The organism is Tepidisphaeraceae bacterium, assembly GCA_035998445.1.
Classification (GTDB): Bacteria; Planctomycetota; Phycisphaerae; order Tepidisphaerales; family Tepidisphaeraceae; genus DASYHQ01.
The window spans coordinates 178,449-198,070 of sequence record DASYHQ010000018.1 but is presented as its reverse complement, the minus strand read 5'-3'; the positions used below and the strand labels follow the sequence as shown (position 1 = coordinate 198,070).

At 63.7% G+C, this 19,622-nt stretch carries 15 protein-coding genes; 8 read left to right on the top strand and 7 right to left on the bottom strand.

What is annotated here, in order from left to right; genetic code table 11:
* Positions 1–187 precede the first annotated feature (187 nt).
* Positions 188–4,693, top strand: coding sequence for a hypothetical protein (locus tag VGN72_07390; GenBank protein ID HEV7299173.1), 4,506 nt, complete (start codon positions 188–190; stop codon positions 4,691–4,693).
* Positions 4,694–4,833: 140 nt separating this feature from the next.
* On the opposite strand, the gene VGN72_07385 is transcribed toward VGN72_07390, so the two are convergent.
* Together VGN72_07385 and VGN72_07380 are read right to left on the bottom strand one after the other, a co-directional pair.
* Positions 4,834–5,442 carry a hypothetical protein gene (locus VGN72_07385; protein HEV7299172.1) on the bottom strand — a complete coding sequence of 203 codons (609 nt, stop codon included), beginning with the start codon at positions 5,440–5,442 and terminating at the stop codon, positions 4,834–4,836.
* Positions 5,443–5,610: 168 nt separating this feature from the next.
* Positions 5,611–5,982, bottom strand: a complete 372-nt coding sequence (locus VGN72_07380) for a hypothetical protein (GenBank protein ID HEV7299171.1) — start codon at positions 5,980–5,982, stop codon at positions 5,611–5,613.
* Positions 5,983–6,014: 32 nt separating this feature from the next.
* Here VGN72_07380 and VGN72_07375 point away from each other — a divergent pair, with 32 nt between their 5' ends.
* On the top strand, positions 6,015–6,161 hold the full coding sequence (locus VGN72_07375; protein ID HEV7299170.1) for a hypothetical protein: 147 nt from the start codon (positions 6,015–6,017) through the stop codon (positions 6,159–6,161).
* Positions 6,162–6,232: 71 nt separating this feature from the next.
* Here the strand turns inward: VGN72_07375 and VGN72_07370 are convergent, their stop codons facing one another.
* The gene (locus VGN72_07370; protein HEV7299169.1) at positions 6,233–7,033 is read right to left on the bottom strand and encodes an ATP-binding cassette domain-containing protein; all 801 of its coding nucleotides are present in this window, start codon (positions 7,031–7,033) and stop codon (positions 6,233–6,235) included.
* A 43-nt stretch (positions 7,034–7,076) separates the two neighbouring features.
* Between VGN72_07370 and VGN72_07365 the strand changes: the two genes are divergently transcribed.
* Together VGN72_07365 and VGN72_07360 are read left to right on the top strand one after the other, a co-directional pair.
* Positions 7,077–8,795, top strand: coding sequence for a M3 family oligoendopeptidase (locus VGN72_07365; GenBank protein HEV7299168.1), 1,719 nt, complete (start codon positions 7,077–7,079; stop codon positions 8,793–8,795).
* Positions 8,796–8,947: 152 nt separating this feature from the next.
* On the top strand, positions 8,948–11,344 hold the full coding sequence (locus tag VGN72_07360; GenBank protein ID HEV7299167.1) for an alpha-L-rhamnosidase C-terminal domain-containing protein: 2,397 nt from the start codon (positions 8,948–8,950) through the stop codon (positions 11,342–11,344).
* A gap of 211 nt (positions 11,345–11,555) precedes the next feature.
* Here VGN72_07360 and metK read toward each other — a convergent pair whose 3' ends face one another.
* Positions 11,556–12,782, bottom strand: a complete 1,227-nt coding sequence (gene metK, locus VGN72_07355; GenBank protein HEV7299166.1) for a methionine adenosyltransferase — start codon at positions 12,780–12,782, stop codon at positions 11,556–11,558.
* A 133-nt stretch (positions 12,783–12,915) separates the two neighbouring features.
* Here metK and VGN72_07350 point away from each other — a divergent pair, with 133 nt between their 5' ends.
* Positions 12,916–13,278 (top strand): YbjQ family protein, encoded by a 363-nt coding sequence (locus tag VGN72_07350; GenBank protein HEV7299165.1) that lies wholly within the window; start codon positions 12,916–12,918, stop codon positions 13,276–13,278.
* A gap of 61 nt (positions 13,279–13,339) precedes the next feature.
* On the opposite strand, the gene VGN72_07345 is transcribed toward VGN72_07350, so the two are convergent.
* Complete coding sequence (locus tag VGN72_07345) at positions 13,340–13,483, bottom strand: hypothetical protein (protein HEV7299164.1); 144 nt, start codon at positions 13,481–13,483, stop codon at positions 13,340–13,342.
* Between the two features lie 408 nt (positions 13,484–13,891).
* On the opposite strand from VGN72_07345, the gene serS reads away from it, so the two are divergent.
* The 3 genes from serS to VGN72_07330 all read left to right on the top strand — a co-directional run bounded on the left by serS (position 13,892) and on the right by VGN72_07330 (position 16,358).
* The gene (serS, locus tag VGN72_07340; GenBank protein ID HEV7299163.1) at positions 13,892–15,205 is read left to right on the top strand and encodes a serine--tRNA ligase; all 1,314 of its coding nucleotides are present in this window, start codon (positions 13,892–13,894) and stop codon (positions 15,203–15,205) included.
* 16 nt (positions 15,206–15,221) lie between these two features.
* Positions 15,222–15,452 (top strand): DUF433 domain-containing protein, encoded by a 231-nt coding sequence (locus VGN72_07335; GenBank protein ID HEV7299162.1) that lies wholly within the window; start codon positions 15,222–15,224, stop codon positions 15,450–15,452.
* A gap of 132 nt (positions 15,453–15,584) precedes the next feature.
* Entirely contained in the window at positions 15,585–16,358 is a 774-nt protein-coding gene (locus VGN72_07330) for an AAA family ATPase (GenBank protein ID HEV7299161.1), read from the top strand.
* Positions 16,359–16,545: 187 nt separating this feature from the next.
* Here the strand turns inward: VGN72_07330 and VGN72_07325 are convergent, their stop codons facing one another.
* The gene (locus VGN72_07325) at positions 16,546–17,136 is read right to left on the bottom strand and encodes a hypothetical protein (protein ID HEV7299160.1); all 591 of its coding nucleotides are present in this window, start codon (positions 17,134–17,136) and stop codon (positions 16,546–16,548) included.
* A 414-nt stretch (positions 17,137–17,550) separates the two neighbouring features.
* The gene (locus VGN72_07320) at positions 17,551–18,240 is read right to left on the bottom strand and encodes a hypothetical protein (GenBank protein ID HEV7299159.1); all 690 of its coding nucleotides are present in this window, start codon (positions 18,238–18,240) and stop codon (positions 17,551–17,553) included.
* Between the last annotated feature and the right edge of the window lie 1,382 nt (positions 18,241–19,622).

Here is a 19,622-nt window from a genome sequence, read left to right as displayed (position 1 = left end):
CCGCGAGACGTGGAAACTACCGGCAAACCCACCGGCCCGCAATTTCGGGCGTTGCATCTTCGCGGGCGGCTTCTATTTCGCAAGCGGCGGTGGACGCTAATATGAACGCGTCCGCCAGCTCGTCGGCCGTACCTTTGGGCGACTCGCGTGTCTGACAACTCACCGGCAGATCCAGGAGCAAGTTCCGATGACCGATTCCATCTCGCGGCCCACCGATCCCCAGCCCGCGAACTCGACACCTGTGCCACCGCGCAAGCGGCGTCGTTGGCTACGACGGCTGGTGCTGCTGGTGCTTTTGCTCGTTGTCGGGCTGGTGGCCTTGGTCGCGCTCGGTCCAACCCTCGCCAGCATGTCGCCAGTGCGAAACCTCGTCCTGTCGCAGGCGAACCAGCACATGCTGGATGGCAAAATCCAAGTGACGGACTGGAGCTTTGGCTGGCTTGGCAAGCAGAAGCTAAGCGGCATCAAGGTGTACGATGACAAGCAATCGCTCGTGGCCGAGGTCGCGCAGGTGACGGTCGACAAGTCGCTGGCGAGCCTTATCGCCGATCCCTTCAACCTCGGCACGATTCGCATTGAACGCCCAAACCTGAACGTCCGCCATCACCCGGATGGGTCGCTGAACGTTGCGCGGGTCACAAAGCCGAAAATGGAAGAAGCGAGTGATAGCGCCTCGGCCGGATCGCCGATTGAGATCCCGAGCATCGCCGGGCAGATCGAGATTGTCGATGGCATCGTAACCCACTCGGGCGCGCCCGGCCTACCGGCGGTACTGCTGGCCCGCATCAATGGCAACATAACGATGCCAGGTGGAGATGCGCCGATCCAGAACAAGCTCGACCTGATCGCCAGCGTCGACGATGGCGCCGGCGGCACGGTGTCGGTTGCGGGGGACCTGAAGCTATTCAACAACGGCAAGCTGACGATTGATGCCAGTGGCCAGCCTGACCTGTCGACGGTCGCGGGCACGCAGGTGCTGACGTACGACGGGGTCGACCTGTCGGCCTTGCGCGCACTGTTGGGAGAGCAGGCGCCAATTGACACCATCAACGGCAAGGCGGCCGGCACGTTCACGGCGACCATCACGGGTGGTAGGGAAATCGCGATTAACGGTAAGACCAACATCGTCGGCCTGGCCGCGGCGGGACCGATACTGAAGGGTGATACGTTCGCGTCCGAGTCGACCGAAGTCCTCGTGCCCTCGGTGCGGGTCTCGATGCCGAACGGGCTTTTGAATTACCAAACCTCGCGGGTGCGAATCGGAGAATCGGCAGAGCAACCCGTGACGCTCCTCCTCCAGCAAGGCAAGGCGACCGTATTCGCCGACGCGCCGGTGGCGGCGATCTTGAACGTGATCGACGGAAAGGCGCCGGGCGAACCTGGGACGGCGATCATCGATGCCAACTTCGATATCGGTCAACTCGCTGCCAATCTCCGAAACACCTTCAAACTCGTCGAGGGCATCGAACTGACCGGCGGGCAACTCGCCAGCCGGTCGGTCGCCGATGTCACGCCGATGGCGATATCGCTGGCGTCGACGACGTCGTTGGACGGCATCGCGGGCCGCGATACGAATCAGAATAGGCCGATCGCGCTTCAGTCGATCAAGATCGACCTCGCCGCCACCGTCGGCGGAAGCGCCAACCTGCTGGCGTCGGTGCGCGACGTGAAGTTCGAACTGACCAGCGCGTTTGCCAACGGGAGCTTCACCGGGCCTAGCCTCGCGGGCATCAACGGCACCCTGACCGGCGCGCTCGACCGCGTGCAGGCCGAACTTGGCCAGGTGATCGACTTCGGCACGTTGCGCCTGACGGGCGCGTTCAACGTCACCATTGCCAGCCAAGGCGACCTCACGACCGCCAGCACGACGCCCGTCGTGCTCACCGGCGAATTAACCATCAGCGATGTGCGCGTGGCAGGATTGGCCGACCGTGACACCATCGAGCAGAAGCAGATCGTGGGCAAGCTGGTGGCCGAGGTATCCACTGATGCCGAAACAAACTTGCCAAAGGCGGTGAACATCACCACCGCCACGCTTCAAACGGGCGACGCCCACGCCGCCTCGATCGCGGCCGATGCGACTGCGTCGATTATGGTCAACGGAGAGATGATCGACGTGCCCGCGTTCGCGGTGCGACAGTTCTCGCTCGACCTGCCACGGCTTGCCAACGAGCTTGGCAGCCTGTTCCCGGAATTGAAGGAGGCGAGCGATGCCGTCGGTGGGACCGTGACGGCCACGCTGACTGGATCAGTGATGGGCGTGACGGGCGACGCGAAGGTGGCGGTGAACGATCTTGTCGCGCGACATTCGGGTGGACTGTTCGCAACGAATGCGAGTGTCGTCGTCACGAAGACGGGTGAACGCATCGACGTGTCCGCCTTTGAAGTGAAGCAGTTCGAATTGGATTTGGCCAAAGCGGGTCAGGCCATCGCAGCGCTATTGCCTGAACAGGCCCAGGCGGCGAAGGCGCTCGAGGGCAACTTCAGTGCGACCTTTGCTGGCAGCGCAAGTAACCTGACAGCTGAGCCGTCGGTGACGCTACAGTCGCTGCAGGCGCAGCAATCGCAGGGCATGTTCCGCGTGTCGGCCAACGGGCCACTTACGGCGGCGCTACCGAAGGACGCAGCACTGCCGCAGGCGACCGGAACGCTTGCGATATCGGCAGACCTCGCGCAACTGAACGCCGCTACACGCCGGGCTTTCGCGAAGCAGTTGGCGATTGAGACGTCCTCGGGCGACGTGAAGAGCGGCCAGATTGAGGGCACGCTGGTGCTGTCGCGGCCGGATGACAACCGAACGGGCGTTCAGGCTGACTTTGTCGCTTCTAACCTCGCAGTTGGCACGCCCAGCGGCGTGCAGAACTTCCAGCCCATCAAGCTCGCTCTGAAGGCCGCCGCGGCCGACGATCTGTCGAACGCGACGATCGAGACCGCGTCGGCCGAAGGTGAACTGCTGTCCGCCCGCGCAGCCAATACGAAGTTGACGCTTCGCGACCCGGCCAAGCCCGATGCGCCACTCGATCCGATGAAGCTAATCGAGTCGGCCGACGTGTCGCTGGCTATACCCAATCTGGCGCCGCTGTATTCGATCGCCACAGCGTTCCTGCCACCCGCCGAGCCAGCTACGGATGGCACGCCAGTGGCACCGTTGAAGGTCGTCAGCGGCTCGTTCTCGACGAAGGCCCAAGTGTCGCGCGCCGTCAACGGCCTGCCGACGATGAACGTCTCCGAACTGCGCGGTGGGCAGTTGGCAGTGCAGAAGGGCGATTCCATTCTCGAACTCGCATCGTTCAACGGGACGCAGACGATCACACCCATCGGCGACGCACTGTCGCTGAAGGGCAACTTGCCGTTGAAGGGTTTGAAGGTCACCGAGGCCGGTCAACCGGCCTTTTCCGAAGATCAGATCGACATCGGCAACGATCTTCTGATCGATCTGACCAAGAGCGACGCCGTCCTGAACGCCGTCACGCTGAAGATGGACAGCAGCGGGGCACTCGCCGTGACGGCTAAGGGGGCCGTGCGCGACTACATGAACGCCCGCCGGTTCGACAACATCGTTGCCGACGTCGCGTACGACCTTGAGCCGCTCTGGCTGCTGGCCAAGCCTCTAGTGCCAGTTGATCTCAAACCCACCCTTGCCAATCTAAAACCCAGCGGAAAGGTCGAGCGGCGGTTCACCGTAAGTGGGCAGTACCCGACCAACCTGCCGTTCCACGAAGCGATCAAGCAGGTCGTCGCGACGGGCAGTTTGGCCGTGCCGGTGGCCGAGTTGGAAGGCTCGCGACTGGCGAACCTCGACGTGTCGTTCAGGTTGGCCGAAGGGCTCGCGGCGATTGGAATGCAGCCGGCGGAGTTTAACGACGGCACGCTCGACTTCGATGGGGCGGTCATCGATTTCACCGATCCGCTGGCGCCGCGGCTCTCCGTGCCGGCTGACAAGAAACTCGTTCAGGGGGCGACGCTCAATCCGTTTCTGGCCACCAACGTGCTCGGCAAGTTCGTGAACCCAGTATTCGCGAATCCGTCAAAGGCCAGCGGACAGTTAACCGCGATTATCATTCGATTGGATCGCGTGCCGCTCGATCCGGAACTGATCAAGTCGAAGGCGCCCGAGAACGATGGCGTGGCCGAGATTGAATTCGAGGTGCCGGGGTTAATCCTCGGAAATGAGACCATCTCGAAGGTGCTCGAGGCCACGGGCAACAGCCCGACAATCAACGGCGCGGTGCGCAAGAGCCGCGTGCAACTGGCGCGAGGCGTGACGAAGAGCGACATCACGATCGCCGTCGAGCAGGGCGGGCGGCAGTATCCGCTGCGTTTGAACGGGGCGGTTTCTTTGTCGGACATGAAGCTGATGCCGATGAACCTCAGCCTGCTCACCGAGTTTCTTCAAGGTCGCGGCGGCGATCTGGCGAAGTACATGCCTGCAGAAGTCACGCTACCGATCACCGGCACCACGCTGTCGCCGCAGGTGCAGGTCGACCGGTTGATCGGCAAGCTGATCGAAGGCGCGATTCAGAAGCAGTTGACGGAACGGCTGCTGGGCGGCGGACGATCGGATAAAGCTGGCAATGAAAAAGCGACGCCAAGCGAACCTGAGACGCCTCGGGATGCGGATCAGCCACCGGCGACGATCGAGGACGCGGTGGGGGACTTATTTAAGGAGTTAGGGAAGAAGAAAAAGAAGTAGGTGTGGCCGCAATAACCTGTTGCCAAAGGTGGAGTAGGTACGGCTATGGTCGGATCTTTAGTAACCTCTGGCCATCATCCCTGCCCTCTCCCGGAGCGAGAGGGAGTAGTCGCTCGCGTCCGGGGCGGTACTTCTCGGCGTTAGTCGCGTTGTTTGGTCGCGCCCAGTTCCTTGGCGATCTCGCTTTCCAGCTCGTCCAACTTGCTTAGCTCCGCCTTCTCGCTCGCCAGCACGTCGGCGGCAATCATACGGTCGATCTCGGCGTCGGTCACGAGGTCATCCTTTGCACTCGCGGGGGCACCGGCGTTGGCGGATTGTTCCATGCTGTCGAGGAAGAGGTCCATGCGCTCCTCGAGGCTGCCGGCCTGGGTGACGGCGTGTTCCCACTGAGTTTGGGTCTTGGTGAGGTCCGTCTCGCCGAACGTGCGGCCGATCTCGCGGGCCATCAGGTTCATGCTCTCGGCGAACTGCTGGCTGGCCGCGGCCTGTTGCTGGATGAGCATCGCGCTCTTGATCGACAGCAGCTGCCGCTCAAGCATCTTCTTCACCGCGGCCGTCTTCTTCAGCGCGCCGCGGATGAACTGGTACTGGCCCTGGTCGCCGATCTGCTTGGCCTTGCGCGCGTTCGCAATAAAGTCGTCGGCGAACTTCTCCTGCTGGCGGATCAGCCGCTCGATCGAACGCATTGAAGAGCGGATCTTCATCTCGCGGTCGATCCGACGCTCGTCTTTCGATTTGAACAGGCCCATATCGACGTGAGCGTAACCGATCCCAGACCGCCGCGCAAAGCCTATCGCGTTCGAATGCACGCAAAAGACCCTGCCAACAATGTGGCAGGGCCTTCGTTGATGGATGATCGGGCGTATGCCGAACCACTGGGGCTTGGTGCGGGCGGTTCGGCAACGCTCCGGGGCGCCCTAGTACCGCATGTTGTTGCCGGTACCCATGTCACCCGTGGTCGACGGGGAGAAGAAGACGCGATACTGATCGCCCCGACGGAGCGTGCGTTCAGTGACAATGCGGTCATCGAGCATCACGTGGTTCTTGTCGGGGTCGACCACGATCGCTTGGCCACGGCTGATTTGGCCGCTGAACACAACTTGATTGCTGTTCCGGTTGAACAGGTAGACCGTGCCGTCCTCAGACGCGCGATAGGTCAGCAAACCGTCACCTTCGACTGCCAAGATCGCCGTCTGTGGAATCGCGGTGCTGCGTTCATACTGGCACCCGCCGACTAGTACTGCGGCGCCCAACACGAGACCGGCTGTTGTGGTTTGAAACAGATTCATGATTGCCTCCAATGCGAAAGTAGTTCCTGCGAATGCCCGTGCACGACGTGATGTGCAAGCTTGTCTTTGGAAATGCAACGGCGGTGCCAACTTCCCTCTTTTTGCCGGAAAAATTGAAAATGGTTGAACCAATCACCCTCATCGCCCCAGGCGAAGTGAACGGCAAAATCTGCCTTTGAAGCAGCACACACCTAACGCGACAATGCGGCGTGACCTGACGATCTGTCGCAATGCGGCGTGGGGAAGTCACTCAACCTTCGCCTATTGTCGCAAAGTACCGCCCGGCGGCTCGGGTGACGATCACGTTGCTGTTGTACGCATCCGAAAGCGATTCACTCCGCAGCACCTCCGCAGGCGAGCCAAAGGCGACGCGCTTACCGTTGGCCATCAGCAGCACGTGCGACGTGGAGGCGGGCAGTTCTTCAAGGTGATGCGTAGTAAGGATAATCGTCAGGTTTACGTCGTCCTCGTGCAGTCTGGCGATCGTCCGCAGCACCTGCTCGCGGCCGACAAAGTCCAGGCCGGCGGTGGGTTCATCCAGCAGCAGCAGTCGTGGACGAACGACGAGGGCGCGGGCGATCAGGCATCGCATGCGCTCGCCAGCGCTAAGGGTGCCAAACGCGTGGTCCCCAAGGTGGCCAAGGCCCACGCGCTCTAGCTCGGTGACGGCCCGGCAACGCATTGCATCATCGACGGCTGCGTACAGGCCAGTCGTGCCGAAGAAGCCGGTGAGAACGATCTCCACCGCGGTTGCTTCCGCCAAAGGCTCGGCGTCGCCACCCGGTTGCGCCTGCACGAGGCGGATGTCCTGCCGCAACTCAGCCACGTCGACGGCACCCAGCCTCTCGCCAAGCACGCGGACAGTGCCGCGGGTGGCCCAGAGGTAGCCGCTAATGACCCGCATAAGCGTGCTCTTGCCACAGCCGTTGTGGCCCAGCAATGCGGTACAGGCACCGGTCGGCACGTCGACGGAAACGTCGGATACAATCCACCGGTCGCCGCGGAGGACGCCCACGTGTTGCAGTTCGATGGCGGGTTGTGACACGGTCATGTTTGCGTTAGCCTCGCGGTCCCGTTTTGCAAGAGGAACACCTATGGTTGCCGCCGTTGCCCCGGTCCGCACGTTCGTCCCGAATAACGTCGATCCGTCCGATTTCGCCCAACTGGAACCGTTGTACCAGAAGCTGCTCGCCCGCGATCTACTGACCGCTGCGGAAGCCGAACGGTGGCTGGCCGAGTTTTCCGAACTGACGGCCGTCATCGACGAGTATGGCAGCCGGCGGTACATCGACAAGTCCTGTCACACCGACAATGCGGATTACGAAAAGCGCTACATGCAGTTCGTGGAAGAGGTCGAGCCGAAGATCAAGCCGCTCTACTTCAAGCTGCAGAAGAAGTTCCTGGAGTCAGTCGGCGCGAAGCAGTTGCAGGGGGAGCGGTACGCAATTTTGACGCGCAAGTGGAAGGCCGACGTCGAGCTGTTTCGCGACGAAAACGTTCCGCTGGAGACCGACGTTACAAAAACGGTCAACGAGTACGACAAGATCAGCGGCGCGATGATGGTGCAGTTCCGCGGGAAGGACTACACGATGCAGCAGCTGGCGCGGTTCACGGAAGAGCCGGACCGCGCGGTGCGTGAAGAAGCATGGCGGGTGAGTGCCGACCGCCGGATGCGCGACCGTGAGGCGATCGAGTCGATTTTCGACCGATTGTTGCCGCTTCGTGCCAAGATCGCGCAGAACGCGGGCATGACGGACTATCGCGCCTACGTGTGGAAGGCGTACAAGCGGTTCGACTACACGCCGCAGGATTGCCTGACGTTCGCCGACGCGATTGCCGAGGCCTGCGTGCCTGTGGTGGCGAAGCTGGACGAACAGCGGAAGCGCGACCTGAAGCTGGAGACGCTGCGACCGTGGGACTTGGCCGTCGACCCGCAAAATCGCCCACCGTTGCGACCGTTCGCCGAGGATCAGGTGTCGATGATGGTCGACAAGGCCAAGACGATCTTTGAACGGCTGTCGCCGGAACTGGCCAACGACTTCGAATCGCTTCGCCGGAACAACAATCTGGATCTGCAGAGCCGCAAGGGCAAGCAACCGGGCGGGTACCAGATCAGCCTTGAGGAATCGAAGCAGCCCTTCATCTTCATGAACGCCGCCGGCCTGCAGCGGGACGTGGAAACACTGCTGCACGAAGGTGGCCACGCGTTCCACCACCTGGCGGCCACGGGTGAGCCGTTGGTCTTCCTCCGCAGCGCCCCCATGGAGTTCTGCGAGGTGGCCAGCATGTCGATGGAACTGCTGGGCAGCGAACATTTCGACGTCTTCTATGACGAAGCCGCCAACGCCGCCCGCGCCCGGCGGACGATGATCGAGGGCATCATAAGGTTCTTCCCGTGGATGGCGACGATCGACAGCTTCCAGCACTGGATCTACACGAACCCCGGCCACACGCCCGCCGAGCGCACCGCGTACTGGATCAGCCTACTGAACCGCTTTGGCAGCAAGGTGGACTGGACCGGACTTGAATCGGTCCGCGAGGCGATGTGGCAGCGGCAGCTGCACCTGTTCCACGCGCCGTTCTACTACATCGAGTACGGAATCGCCCAACTGGGCGCTCTGCAACTCTGGATGAAGAGCAAGGAAGATCCTCGGCGCGCCCTGGCCAACTACCGCGCGGCCCTGGCCCTCGGTGGCACCCGGCCACTGCCCGACCTGTTCAAGGCCGCAGGCATCTCGTTCGACTTCTCGGCCAGGACGCTTGGGCCGTTGATCAAAGCACTCAGCAACGAACTGGACGAACTGCCAGTATAATTGGTCCCCTCTCCCGGTACCCCGAGAGAGGGTTAGGGTGAGGGTGATTTCGCAATTGCGAGAGTCGTCAGCAGTGCAGAATCACCTTCACCTAGCCTCTCTCGGCGTACCGGGAGAGAGATCGGAATAGCTCCCCCGCTTGCAAGGCTCAAATGCGCACGTTGATCGACTACGCCCCCTTCTTCGACATCACCAAGTTCTGGTCCGAGCGCGGCCGCTGGCCGGCCAAGTGGGTGAAGCACCCCAAGGCGGACGGTACGGGCCCGATTGTGCTGGCGTTCAAGCGGCACTTTACGGTCGACGCGCCGCAGACCGTGCGCATCCACGTGTCTGCAGACGAGCGGTACGAGCTGTACCTCGACGGCCAACGCATCGGCCGGGGGCCCGAGCGCGGTGATCGAGCGAACTGGTTCTTCGAGACCTATGACCTGGACCTGTCGGCCGGCGAGCACACGATCGTTGCCCGCACGTGGTGGTTGAACGACTTCGCCCCCGCGCCGTTTGCCCAAATCTCGCTGCGCCCCGGCTTCCTGCTGGCGGCTGAGGGAGACGCGGGCACGATGCTCTCGACCGGCGTCGCCGACTGGCAGTGCAAGTCGCTGGGTGGGTATCGGTTCGTGCCGCCGGGCATCACGTGGGGCACCGGCGCCAAGTCGCACCTGATCGGCGCCGACTTCCCGTTCGGCGTCGAGCGCGGTGAAGGGAACGACTGGATCAAAGCGGTCGACGTTCACCACGCGATCGACGCCAACAACGTGATCGACCAGGCCAACATCTGGATCATGAAGCCCGCCACGCTGCCACCCATGCTGGATCGCGAGATCCGCGTTGGGGTCGCGCGGCACGTGCAGGCGATCCCGGCGATCACCACCGAAGACCAGAAAGTGCTCGCGGTCGACCATCTGCCCGAAGAGGCGGCCCAGTGGAACCGCATGCTGAAGGGCCAGGGTTCCGTCACCGTCCCCCCCAACACGCTCCGGCGGGTGATCATCGACCTGGAGAACTACTACTGCGCATATACCGATCTGGTCACGAGCGGCGGCGCTGGCGCGGTCGTGCGGTCGTGGTGGGCCGAGTCGCTCTACACCGACACCTACGAACAAGTGAAGGCGGCGTACAAGACGCGCGTGAAGGGCAACCGCGACGAGATCGAGGGTAAGTCATTCATCGGCATCGGCGATACCTTCGAGCCGGACGGCCAGCCGAACCGTCACTTCCAGACGCTGTGGTGGGAGGCGGGGCGATACATCGAGCTGACCGTCCGCACGGCCGCCGACCCACTGACGATCGAGCGATTCTCACTGCGCGAGACGCACTACCCGTACGACTGGACCGCCCAGTTCGCGGGCAGCGACGAGCGGCTAAGCGACGTCATCCCGATCGCCAAGCGCGTGATGGAGATGTGCAGCCACGAGACCTACATGGACTGCCCGTACTACGAGCAGCTGATGTACGTGGGCGACACGCGGTTGGAGGTGCTGACAACCTACACGTGGACGCCCGACGACCGCCTGCCGCGCAAGGCGCTGCGCATGTTTGACGAATCGCGCAAGGCCCCGGGGTTCACGCAGTCGCGCTACCCGAGCCGCGTTCAGCAGACCATCCCACCGTTCAGCGCGTGGTGGATCGGCATGCTGCACGACTACGCGTACTGGCGCGACGACCGGGCGTTCGTCGTCTCGCTGTTGCCCGGCATGCGCGGAATTCTGGATGCGTTCCAGAAGTGGCGCACGAGCGACGGTTTGATCAGCGGGCCGATGGGTTGGAACTTCATCGACTGGGTGCCCGCCTGGACGAACGGCATGCCGCCCGAGGGCAACTACGGCATCAGCGCGCCGCTGAACCTGAAGCTTGCTTGGATCATGAAGCAGGCCGCCGACCTCGAGCGCTACGCCGGCGAGCCCGAACTGGCCGAACTGCACGACCGCCGCAGCGCGGAACTGACGGCCGCGTGCCTGAACGGGTTCTGGGACGAATCGCGCGGGCTGCTGGCCGACGATTTGGCTCACAAGAATTTCTCGGAACATTCGCAGTGCATCGCGCTGCTGGGCGACCTCGTCACCGGCAAGCAAGCGACCCGCACGGCCGACAACCTGCTGACTGCGGCTGACCTTCAGCGGACCACGATCTACTTTGACCACTACCTGTTCGAGACGTACCGCAAGATCAACCGGATCGACCGCCTGTTCGACCGCCTGGACCTGTGGTTCAACCACAAGATGCTGGGCCTGAAGACGACTGTGGAAATGCCCGAACCCACGCGATCCGATTGCCACGCGTGGGGTGCCCACCCGATCTACCATTACTTCGCCAGCATCCTCGGCATCCGTCCCGGCGCCGCCGGCTTCCAGTCGGTCGACATTCGCCCGCAGCTGGGCGCACTCACCTGGGCCCGCGGCGCAATGCCGCACCCGAAGGGATTGATCCAGGTCGACCTGAAGCAGTCCAACGGCAAGCTGACGGGCACGATCGACTTGCCCGCGGGCCTCAGCGGCACGCTTCACACGGCGAAGCAACAATCGCTGCGAGCGGGGCAGAACGTGCTCTGACCAACCGTAGCATGGGCGTCTCGCCCATGCTTGTAGTAGGGCCAGTTAATCAGATTTGTGGCCGCTGCGCGATCGGAGCAGCCTGCCACAAATCTTAGTCGCCGATAAATCCACATGCATGGGCGAGACGCCCATGCTACGAAAAGAAAAGGCCCCGGACGTTTCGAAACGTCCGGGGCCTCTCTGCATTGCGATTCAGGCAGCGGCGAACTTACTTCTTCGCCTTGCCACTGATCCCCGCCGCCTTGGCGAGCGCGGCGGCCTTGTCGGTGCGCTCCCACGTGAAGCCACCATCGGCACCCGGCAGCCGGCCGAAGTGGCCGTGGCGGGCGGTCTGCTTGTAGATGGGACGCAGCAGGTTCAGGTGCTTGATGATGCCCTTGGGCGTCAGCGGGAACATCTCCTTCACCAGCTCGGCGATGTCGTCCTCGCTCATCACGGCCGTGCCCTCGGTGCTCACCGTCACGCTCACCGGGTTGGCCACGCCGATCGCGTACGCCAGCTGCACCTCGGCGGCGGTCGCCAGGCCGGCGGCGACGATGTTCTTGGCGATGTAACGGCCCATATAGCATGCGCTGCGGTCGACCTTCGACGGGTCCTTACCGCTGAACGCGCCACCACCGTGCGCCCCGCGACCACCGTAGCTGTCGACGATGATCTTCCGCCCGGTCAGGCCGGTGTCGCCGTGTGGGCCGCCCACCACGAATTTACCCGTGGGGTTGATGTGGAAGATGATCTCATCGTTCCAGAGCTTCTTCGGAATGACCGGCTTGATCACCTGCTCGATGATCATCTGCTTGGCCTTCTTGCTGAACTCGTCGTTCTTGTCCAGCACCGACTCATCGTGCTGCGTGCTGACGACGACCGTGTGCACCGCCACCGGGCGCTCGTTCTCGTAGGCGATCGTCACCTGGCTCTTGCCGTCCGGACGCAGCCACGGCAGCTTGCCGTTCTGGCGCAGCTGGGCCAGGCGCTCGACGATGCGGTGCGCCAGGTGAATGGGAAGCGGCATCAGCGTGTCGGTCTCATTGGTGGCGTAGCCGAACATCAGGCCCTGGTCGCCGGCGCCGGTCTCCTTCTCGTCGTCGGCAGCGTGGTCGACGCCGCGGGCGATGTCGGGCGATTGGCTGTGGATGGCGCTCAGCACGCCGCAGCTGTGGTAGTCGAAGCCGATGTCGGCGTGGACGTAGCCGATCTCCTTGATCACGTCGCGCGCGATCTGGGCGGCGTCGACGTAGGCGGTGGTGGTCACCTCGCCGGCCAGCACGACCTGCCCGGTCGTCACCAGCGTCTCGCAGGCCACGCGGGCCTTGGGGTCCTGGGCAAGAATGGCGTCCAGAATGCCGTCGGAGATCTGGTCGGCCACCTTATCGGGATGGCCCATCGAGACGGATTCACTGGTAAACAGGTGGGTCGAACGGCGGAATTCTGGCGACACGCGTGCTCCTCTAAAAGTCAGAAAAGGCGGATTACCTACAGGAAATCGAGGCGACACTGTACAGACCGGTATGCCCATCGGCAAGAATTGCGGAGCGCGGGCACAACGGCCCAACCTTCATTACAGTGTTCGAATGTCCATCCAATACCACGGCTCCCACATCCCCGCCGAGCAGGTCACCACGATGTTCGAACTGCCCGGCTATCGCATCGCGCGCAACGTCGGCATCGTGCGCGGCGTGGTCGTGCGCAGCCGAAGCTTCGTCGGCACCTTCGCCGCGGGCTTACAGACGATCGTCGGTGGCAACATCACCGTCTGGACGAAGATGTGCGAACAGGCCCGCCAGGAGGCCTACGACATCATGGTCCGCCACGCCCAGGAGCAGGGGGGCAACGCGGTGATCGCCGTGCGCTACGACGCCAACGAAGTGGCCGCCGGCGTCACGGAAGTGCTGGCCTACGGGTCTGCCGTCGTCGTCGAACCCGCGCATGAATAAGCCGCTTGCGGACTAGCCCTTTAAGCCAATCCGCAAGCGGCCGTGAGAGATCGAACGCCGGTTACCGGCGCCTGGACTTCTCAAGCTTTGCGCTAGCCGCCGACAGTTTCAGCAGCATGCTGGAAAACGAGGCCGACGAGCCCGCCCGCTTCCGCGGCACCGCGGAATGGCGTGGGGCGATCGTCTTGAACACGGTTCGTGCCATAGAGGCTCCTTTCATCACAAGCCACCGCGAGCGTACTAAACCGCCAGCCCGAACAACAGACAAACCCCGTTTTAGCGACAGCCGATAATGTTGTGGGCTGTGACTCAGCGAAGATCTGACGGTGGGGGGCAGACTGCCCGGTGGCGTACGGCCTTACCCGTGGCATGGGCGTCTCGCCCATGCCTGTGGATTGGAATGGGAACGATTATTTTTGGCAGACGGCTTCGACCCAGCGGGCCGTAGGAAATTGGACTTTTGGTCCCTACTACAAGCATGGGCGAGACGCCCATGCCACGTTCGAAGCATGCTCGGTACCCTTGCTGCAACCTCGCCACCCACTGCGCTTGCAACCCGCCCCCGCGACTCCGTCGATCTTCCATCCGTCATTCCGCTCCGTATACTCCCGCCATGCTCGATCCGAAACTGCTGCGAGAGAATCCCGACGCCATCAAGGCCGCCACGCGTGTGAAGCGGGTGGGCTCGCCGGAACTGGTCGATGCCTGGCTCGCCGCCGACGAGGCGCGTCGCGCCGCCCAGCAGCAGGCCGACCACTTCAAGAACGAGCAGAACAAGCTCGGCCCCGAGATCGCCAAGTTCAAGCGCGAGTTGAAGGGGGGCACCAACGCCGAAGTGGAAGCCTTGCTCGCCCGCAGCAACGAGTTCAAAACGCAACAGCAGGCCGCCGCCGACGCCCAAACCGCCGCCGAGGCCACCGCCGCCGGCATCATGCTGCAACTGCCCGCCATCCCCGATCCCACCTGGCCCGTAGGGAAGGACGATGCCGACAACGTCGTCGTCCGCCAGTGGGCCGATCCCGCCATGCCGCCGTCCAAGCTCGACAACGGCCGTAAGGATCACGTCGCCCTTGGCCAGGCGCTCGGCATCCTCGACTTCGATCGTGGCGTGAAGATCGCCGGCAGCCGCAGCTACGTGTTGCGCGGCCTTGGCGCCCAGCTCTACACCGCCGTCCTGCGATACGCGCAGGACGTGCTCATCAGCCGCGGCTACGAGCCGTTCGTCGTCCCCGTGCTGGTGACGGAACAATGCATGACCGGCACTGGCTACTTCCCGGCCGGCCGCGATCAGGCGTACGTCACGCAGGACAGCAGCGTCCTCGTCGGCACGAGCGAGGTGCCGCTCGCCAGCTTCTTCGGCAACGAGATTCTGGATGAGAAGGACCTGCCGCGCAAGATGGTCGCCACCAGCACCTGCTTCCGCCGCGAGGCCGGCGCCGCCGGCAAGGACACCGCCGGCCTGTACCGCGTCCACCAGTTCGACAAGGTCGAGCAGGTGATCGTCCACAAGGCCGACGCCGACGAGCACATCGCGCTGCACGAGGAGATCATCGCCAACAGCGAATACATCCTGCAGCAACTGAAGCTGCCGTACCGCGTCGTCCAGAACTGCACCGGCGACATGGGCCAGGGCAAGTGGCGCATGTACGACATCGAGACCTGGATGCCCAGCCGCAACAGCTACGGCGAAACCCACAGCGGCAGCGCCCTCCGCGACTTCCAGGCCCGCCGCCTTAACTTGAAATACCGCCCAGCCGGTGGCGACAAGAAGGCCGCCCCCTTGTTCGCCTACACCCTCAACAACACCGCCATTGCCTGCCCGCGGGTGTTGATCGCGATCATGGAAGCCTATCAGCAGGCGGACGGCACCATCACCATCCCCGATGTCTTGGTGCCGTACATGGCCGGCTATAAACGCATCGGTTGATAGTATACTGACCGCGATGTCCGACGTTTCCCCCCTCACCGTCGACCCCGACATTCAAGCCGGCACGCCATGCTTCACCGGCACGCGCGTCCCGGTGAAATCGCTGTTCGACGCCATCGACCACGGCCGATCGCTCGACGAGTTCCTGCGGCAGTTCCCGTCGGTCACACCCGCCCAAGCGCGGGCCGTCCTCGGTCAGGCACGCACGTTGATCGAACGATCGGCCAAGGGTGCGTCGGCTGCATGAAGCTGTTGCTCGACGAGACGGGCGGTACTCCGCCCGTGCTGTTGCGACACCACGAAAACACGGGGCGATCGCACCCGGCTCGCCATACGCCCGAACGACGCCCGTCACGTTTTCGCGTATGATTCGCGCAGAATGGCCAAGCTGCCGGCTACGCACTTCCTTCGTGAGGTTCGGCTTAACCGGGCCACCGTGCCGTCGTTTGACGAGTACCCGTTCAATCTGTCCGCGATCCGCACGCTCGACCGCCTTGCCTTCCATCCGAACGTTACGTTCCTCGTCGGCGAGAACGGCAGCGGCAAATCCACGCTCGTCGAGGCGATCGCCGTCGCGCTGGGGCTGAACGCCGAGGGGGGCAACAAGAACTACAACTTCGCCACGCGGGCCACACATTCGGAACTGTACCGGCACCTCGTAACGGTGCGCGGCTGGACGCGGCCGTGGGACACCTTCTTCCTCCGCGCCGAAACGTTCTACAACGTCGCGTCCTACGTCGAGCAAATCGGCGGTGGGGCGGCCACGGCGTACGGCGATCGCCCGCTGCACGAGCTGTCGCACGGCGAGTCGTTCTTCGCGCTCTTCCGCGAGCGCTTCCGCGGGCAGGGCCTTTACCTGCTCGACGAGCCCGAGTCCGCCCTGTCGCCGATGCGCCAGCTGGCGATGCTTCGCATCCTCGACGACCACGTCAACGACTGCTCGCAGTTCATCATCGCCACGCATTCCCCGATCCTGCTCGCCTACCCGCGCGCCTGGATCTACGAGCTGGGCCCGAAGGGCCCCGAGCGAGTCGAGTACGAGCGGACCGAGCCGTTCCGCATCTACCGCGACTTCATCAACCGCCACCCGCTCATGCTGCGCTCGATCCTCAAGGCCGACCCCGACCGCACCGAGATCGCCGACGACAAGTGACTGCCCCGCGTATCGGAAGAGTGGATGACCCTCCCGCCGCCCGTGCCGTCGGTCGCGCTCGGTCTCGTAGGGTGTGCTTCAGCACACGTCTAAGCGTTGCGTCGGAAGGGCCGTGTGCTGAAGCACACCCTACGACACTACACGCCTGCGCTCGCCGACGCGTTTGCCCGAGGACCGCAGGCGCCACCTATTCGGTGATCTCGATAATCTCAACGCCCTGCACCGAGCCGTTCGTCGCCAGGTCTTTTCCGAACGCGATCGACGCCTTCAGTGGCGTCGTCGCGCCCTCGACCGACACCGCCGGCTGCGACGAATACCCACGGCCCGCATCGGTGATGGTGACGGACGTCACCACGCCATCCTTCACGGTCGCAAAACCCGCCGCCGGCGCGTGCCGCCACAGGCCACCGTCCTGCGGCTTATAGCGATAGTAATTGGAGACTTCGTCGAGCCGCTCATTGGTGACGCCGTACTTCGCCAACCCGTCGAGCAGCACCTTCTTGTTCGCCCGTGCCTCCTCGCCGCTGGGCTTCCCGTCGCGGGACGGGCGCACGCCCTTGAACACGTCGCGGAAGACCTGCTCCGGTACGCCCAATGCCGCCGCGATCAAAATCACCGGCCGGCCCCGGTCCTCGGGGTTCAGCTCGTGACCACCGATGATCGTCAGCGGCACGCTACCCGCCGGCTGCGTGGCCGCCTCTTGGGCGAACACGAGCAACGAAAGCGAGAAGACAACGACAACGACAACCGCGGCGGCGGCGATGAGACGGTAGCGCATGGAAACCTCTCCCAATGAACGAGACCTCAGCCAAACGCCGGGCCGCCGCTATTATTTCAGCCGGTTGACGATTGTGATCGCGGAACGGAAACAGGCGGGTGGAACGCGGCTCATCAGTGCGCTGTTTCGTATCGAAGGGGAGCTACGTCAACCAGGTGGGAATGGGTGCGTTCGAAGTCTGTGATTGCGCGTCTGCCCCCTCTCCCGCCTGCGCCGGGGGAGGGTGGGGGTGGGGGCCGTTTGCACTTGCCACTCGATCGTCGGCTTCTGCCGGAATCCCCCTCCCCAGCCCTCCCCCGGCGCAGGCGGGAGAGGGGGACATGCAAGATGTTCCACGTCATCAACCAGACTCGGGTCGTGCACGACCCGTCGCACGCGGCCCGTCGCGGGTAGGGCATCGCCGCGCGACCAGCGTCACGCCGCCGAGAGGTACGTCGTCGCGCGGCCCACGCCGCCCATCTGCAGGTTCGTCGTCACCGGCAAGCTCATCTCGCCCCGCTCGCCGCGGCGTGAGCAGTAGGCCGCGCACACCCACACCTGCACGCCGGGCGGCAGATTGTCGGGAAAGTCGATGCGGCATCGCGGGCGGCGCAGCCCTTTGCAAAACTGCCAGAGCGACGCGTCGGCGGGATAGTTTTTGCCCACGAACGTGAAGACGAGCACCGATGCAGCGCCAGCCACGGTCGAAGGGCCGGCGCCAAGGCGCAGCTCGATCGAGCGCTCCGCGCAAGCCGCGATGGTCACAACGGGACGCTCGGTGGGGCGGTGGCTGCGCGTGTGCGGCTTGCGCGGCCGGATGTTCAGCGCCTGCTTTTGCGGTGCTGAAACATAGTTCCGCATGGCGATCGATATCGCCACAGAATGTGCGAACGTCCTGGCCGCCGCGCCGGCCTCTTCCTTGTTGATGACCGCGGCCTTGCTGCGGACCGCCGGCTCGCACTTCAGCAGGGCCGCCTCGAACCGCGCGACACGGGCCGCCAACTCAGCCACCTCTGCCTCAGATACCCCTAGCGCCTCGCGCTCCGCCGCGACCTGCTGATGAAAGTGCAGTAGAAACGGCAACAGATCACCATCGCGCCGCGGGAACCTGAAGATCATCTGCATAAAAAGCCTTTTCGCCGCGATTATCGCGGCCGCTCGCCCACGTTCCCCGTGCCGCTCAAACGCCCGGCTCCACGCGTCCTATCGACCCGCCACCGCGCCGACTTGATCCCGACCGCTGCGAAAATCATCCCGCCCCCTCCAATCTCACCCGCCGCGCCCAACGATCACCCGGCCCGCCCCGTTATTATCCGCCACCTCCGTATTTCATCCGGCGCGGCCCGTTATTATCCGCCGCGTCCGAGTATCTTCCGGCGCGTCCAAAGATCTTCCGGCGAGCGGAGATATCGTCCGGCGCGACCAAATATCATCCGGCGGGCGCAAATATCATCCGGCGCGACCAAATATCTTCCGACGGCCGCAGATATCTTCCGGCGCGGCCAAATATCATCCGGCGGGCGCAGATATCTTCCGGCGCGTCCAAATATCTTCCGGCGGGCGCAGATATCTTCCGGCGCGACCAAATATCTTCCGGCGGGCGCAAATATCTTCCGGCGCGGCCAAATATCTTCCGGCGGCCGCAAATATCTTCCGGCATGTCCAAATATCATCCGGCGCGCCCGGCTATTACACGACGCGGCCGGATCTCATCCGCCGCGTCCTGCGTTTATCCCGCAGGTCCGAATCTCGTTCGGCGCGCCCGGTTCCTATTCGGCACGTGGAGCGCTTCTCCGGACCGCTCGTCCTATATCCGGTTCGTCCCGCCCTGATCCGCCGCGTCGACCTTTGTTTGCTCGCATCCATCTTTGATTTTCTGGATGCCGGGTGCCACGGGTCGGCGTGTTCGCAGACCTGTGCTTTCGGCACTACCGCAATCACAGGTCCCGGCGTCCCGCGACCCCTGGCACCGAGCGGGCCAACGACGATGTGGCGCGGGTGCCATGGCCACGCCGACGAATCGCGTCCATCCCCCCGGGGCGGTTCGAGCGTGGCCATGTCTGCGATAAGGCCCGACGACATGGCCACGCGGAGCGCCCATCAGATGCTCCCGCCCCGGCCCCCCGCGTGGCCATGACACCCACACCCGAAGGCCATGCCACCCGCGCGGGTGCCATGGCCACGCCGACGAATCGCGTCCACCCACCGGGGCGGTTCGAGCGTGGCCATGTCTGCGATAAGGCCCGACGACATGGCCACGCGGGACACCCATCCGACGCTCCGGCACCGGCCCCCCGCGTGGCCATGGCACCCACATCCGAAGGCCATGCCACCCGCCACAGTTTAATCAGTGATGTCCCCCTTTTCTGCTCCCTTTTCTGCTCCGCCGGCATCGACTACAATGGGGTACCAGAATCGCTTGTGGTGATTTGGGACAGCGCCTCTTCTAAACCGCTGATGGGCGAAGCCATTCTAGATAATGCCTGTGGGAGAAAGATAAGGGGTCG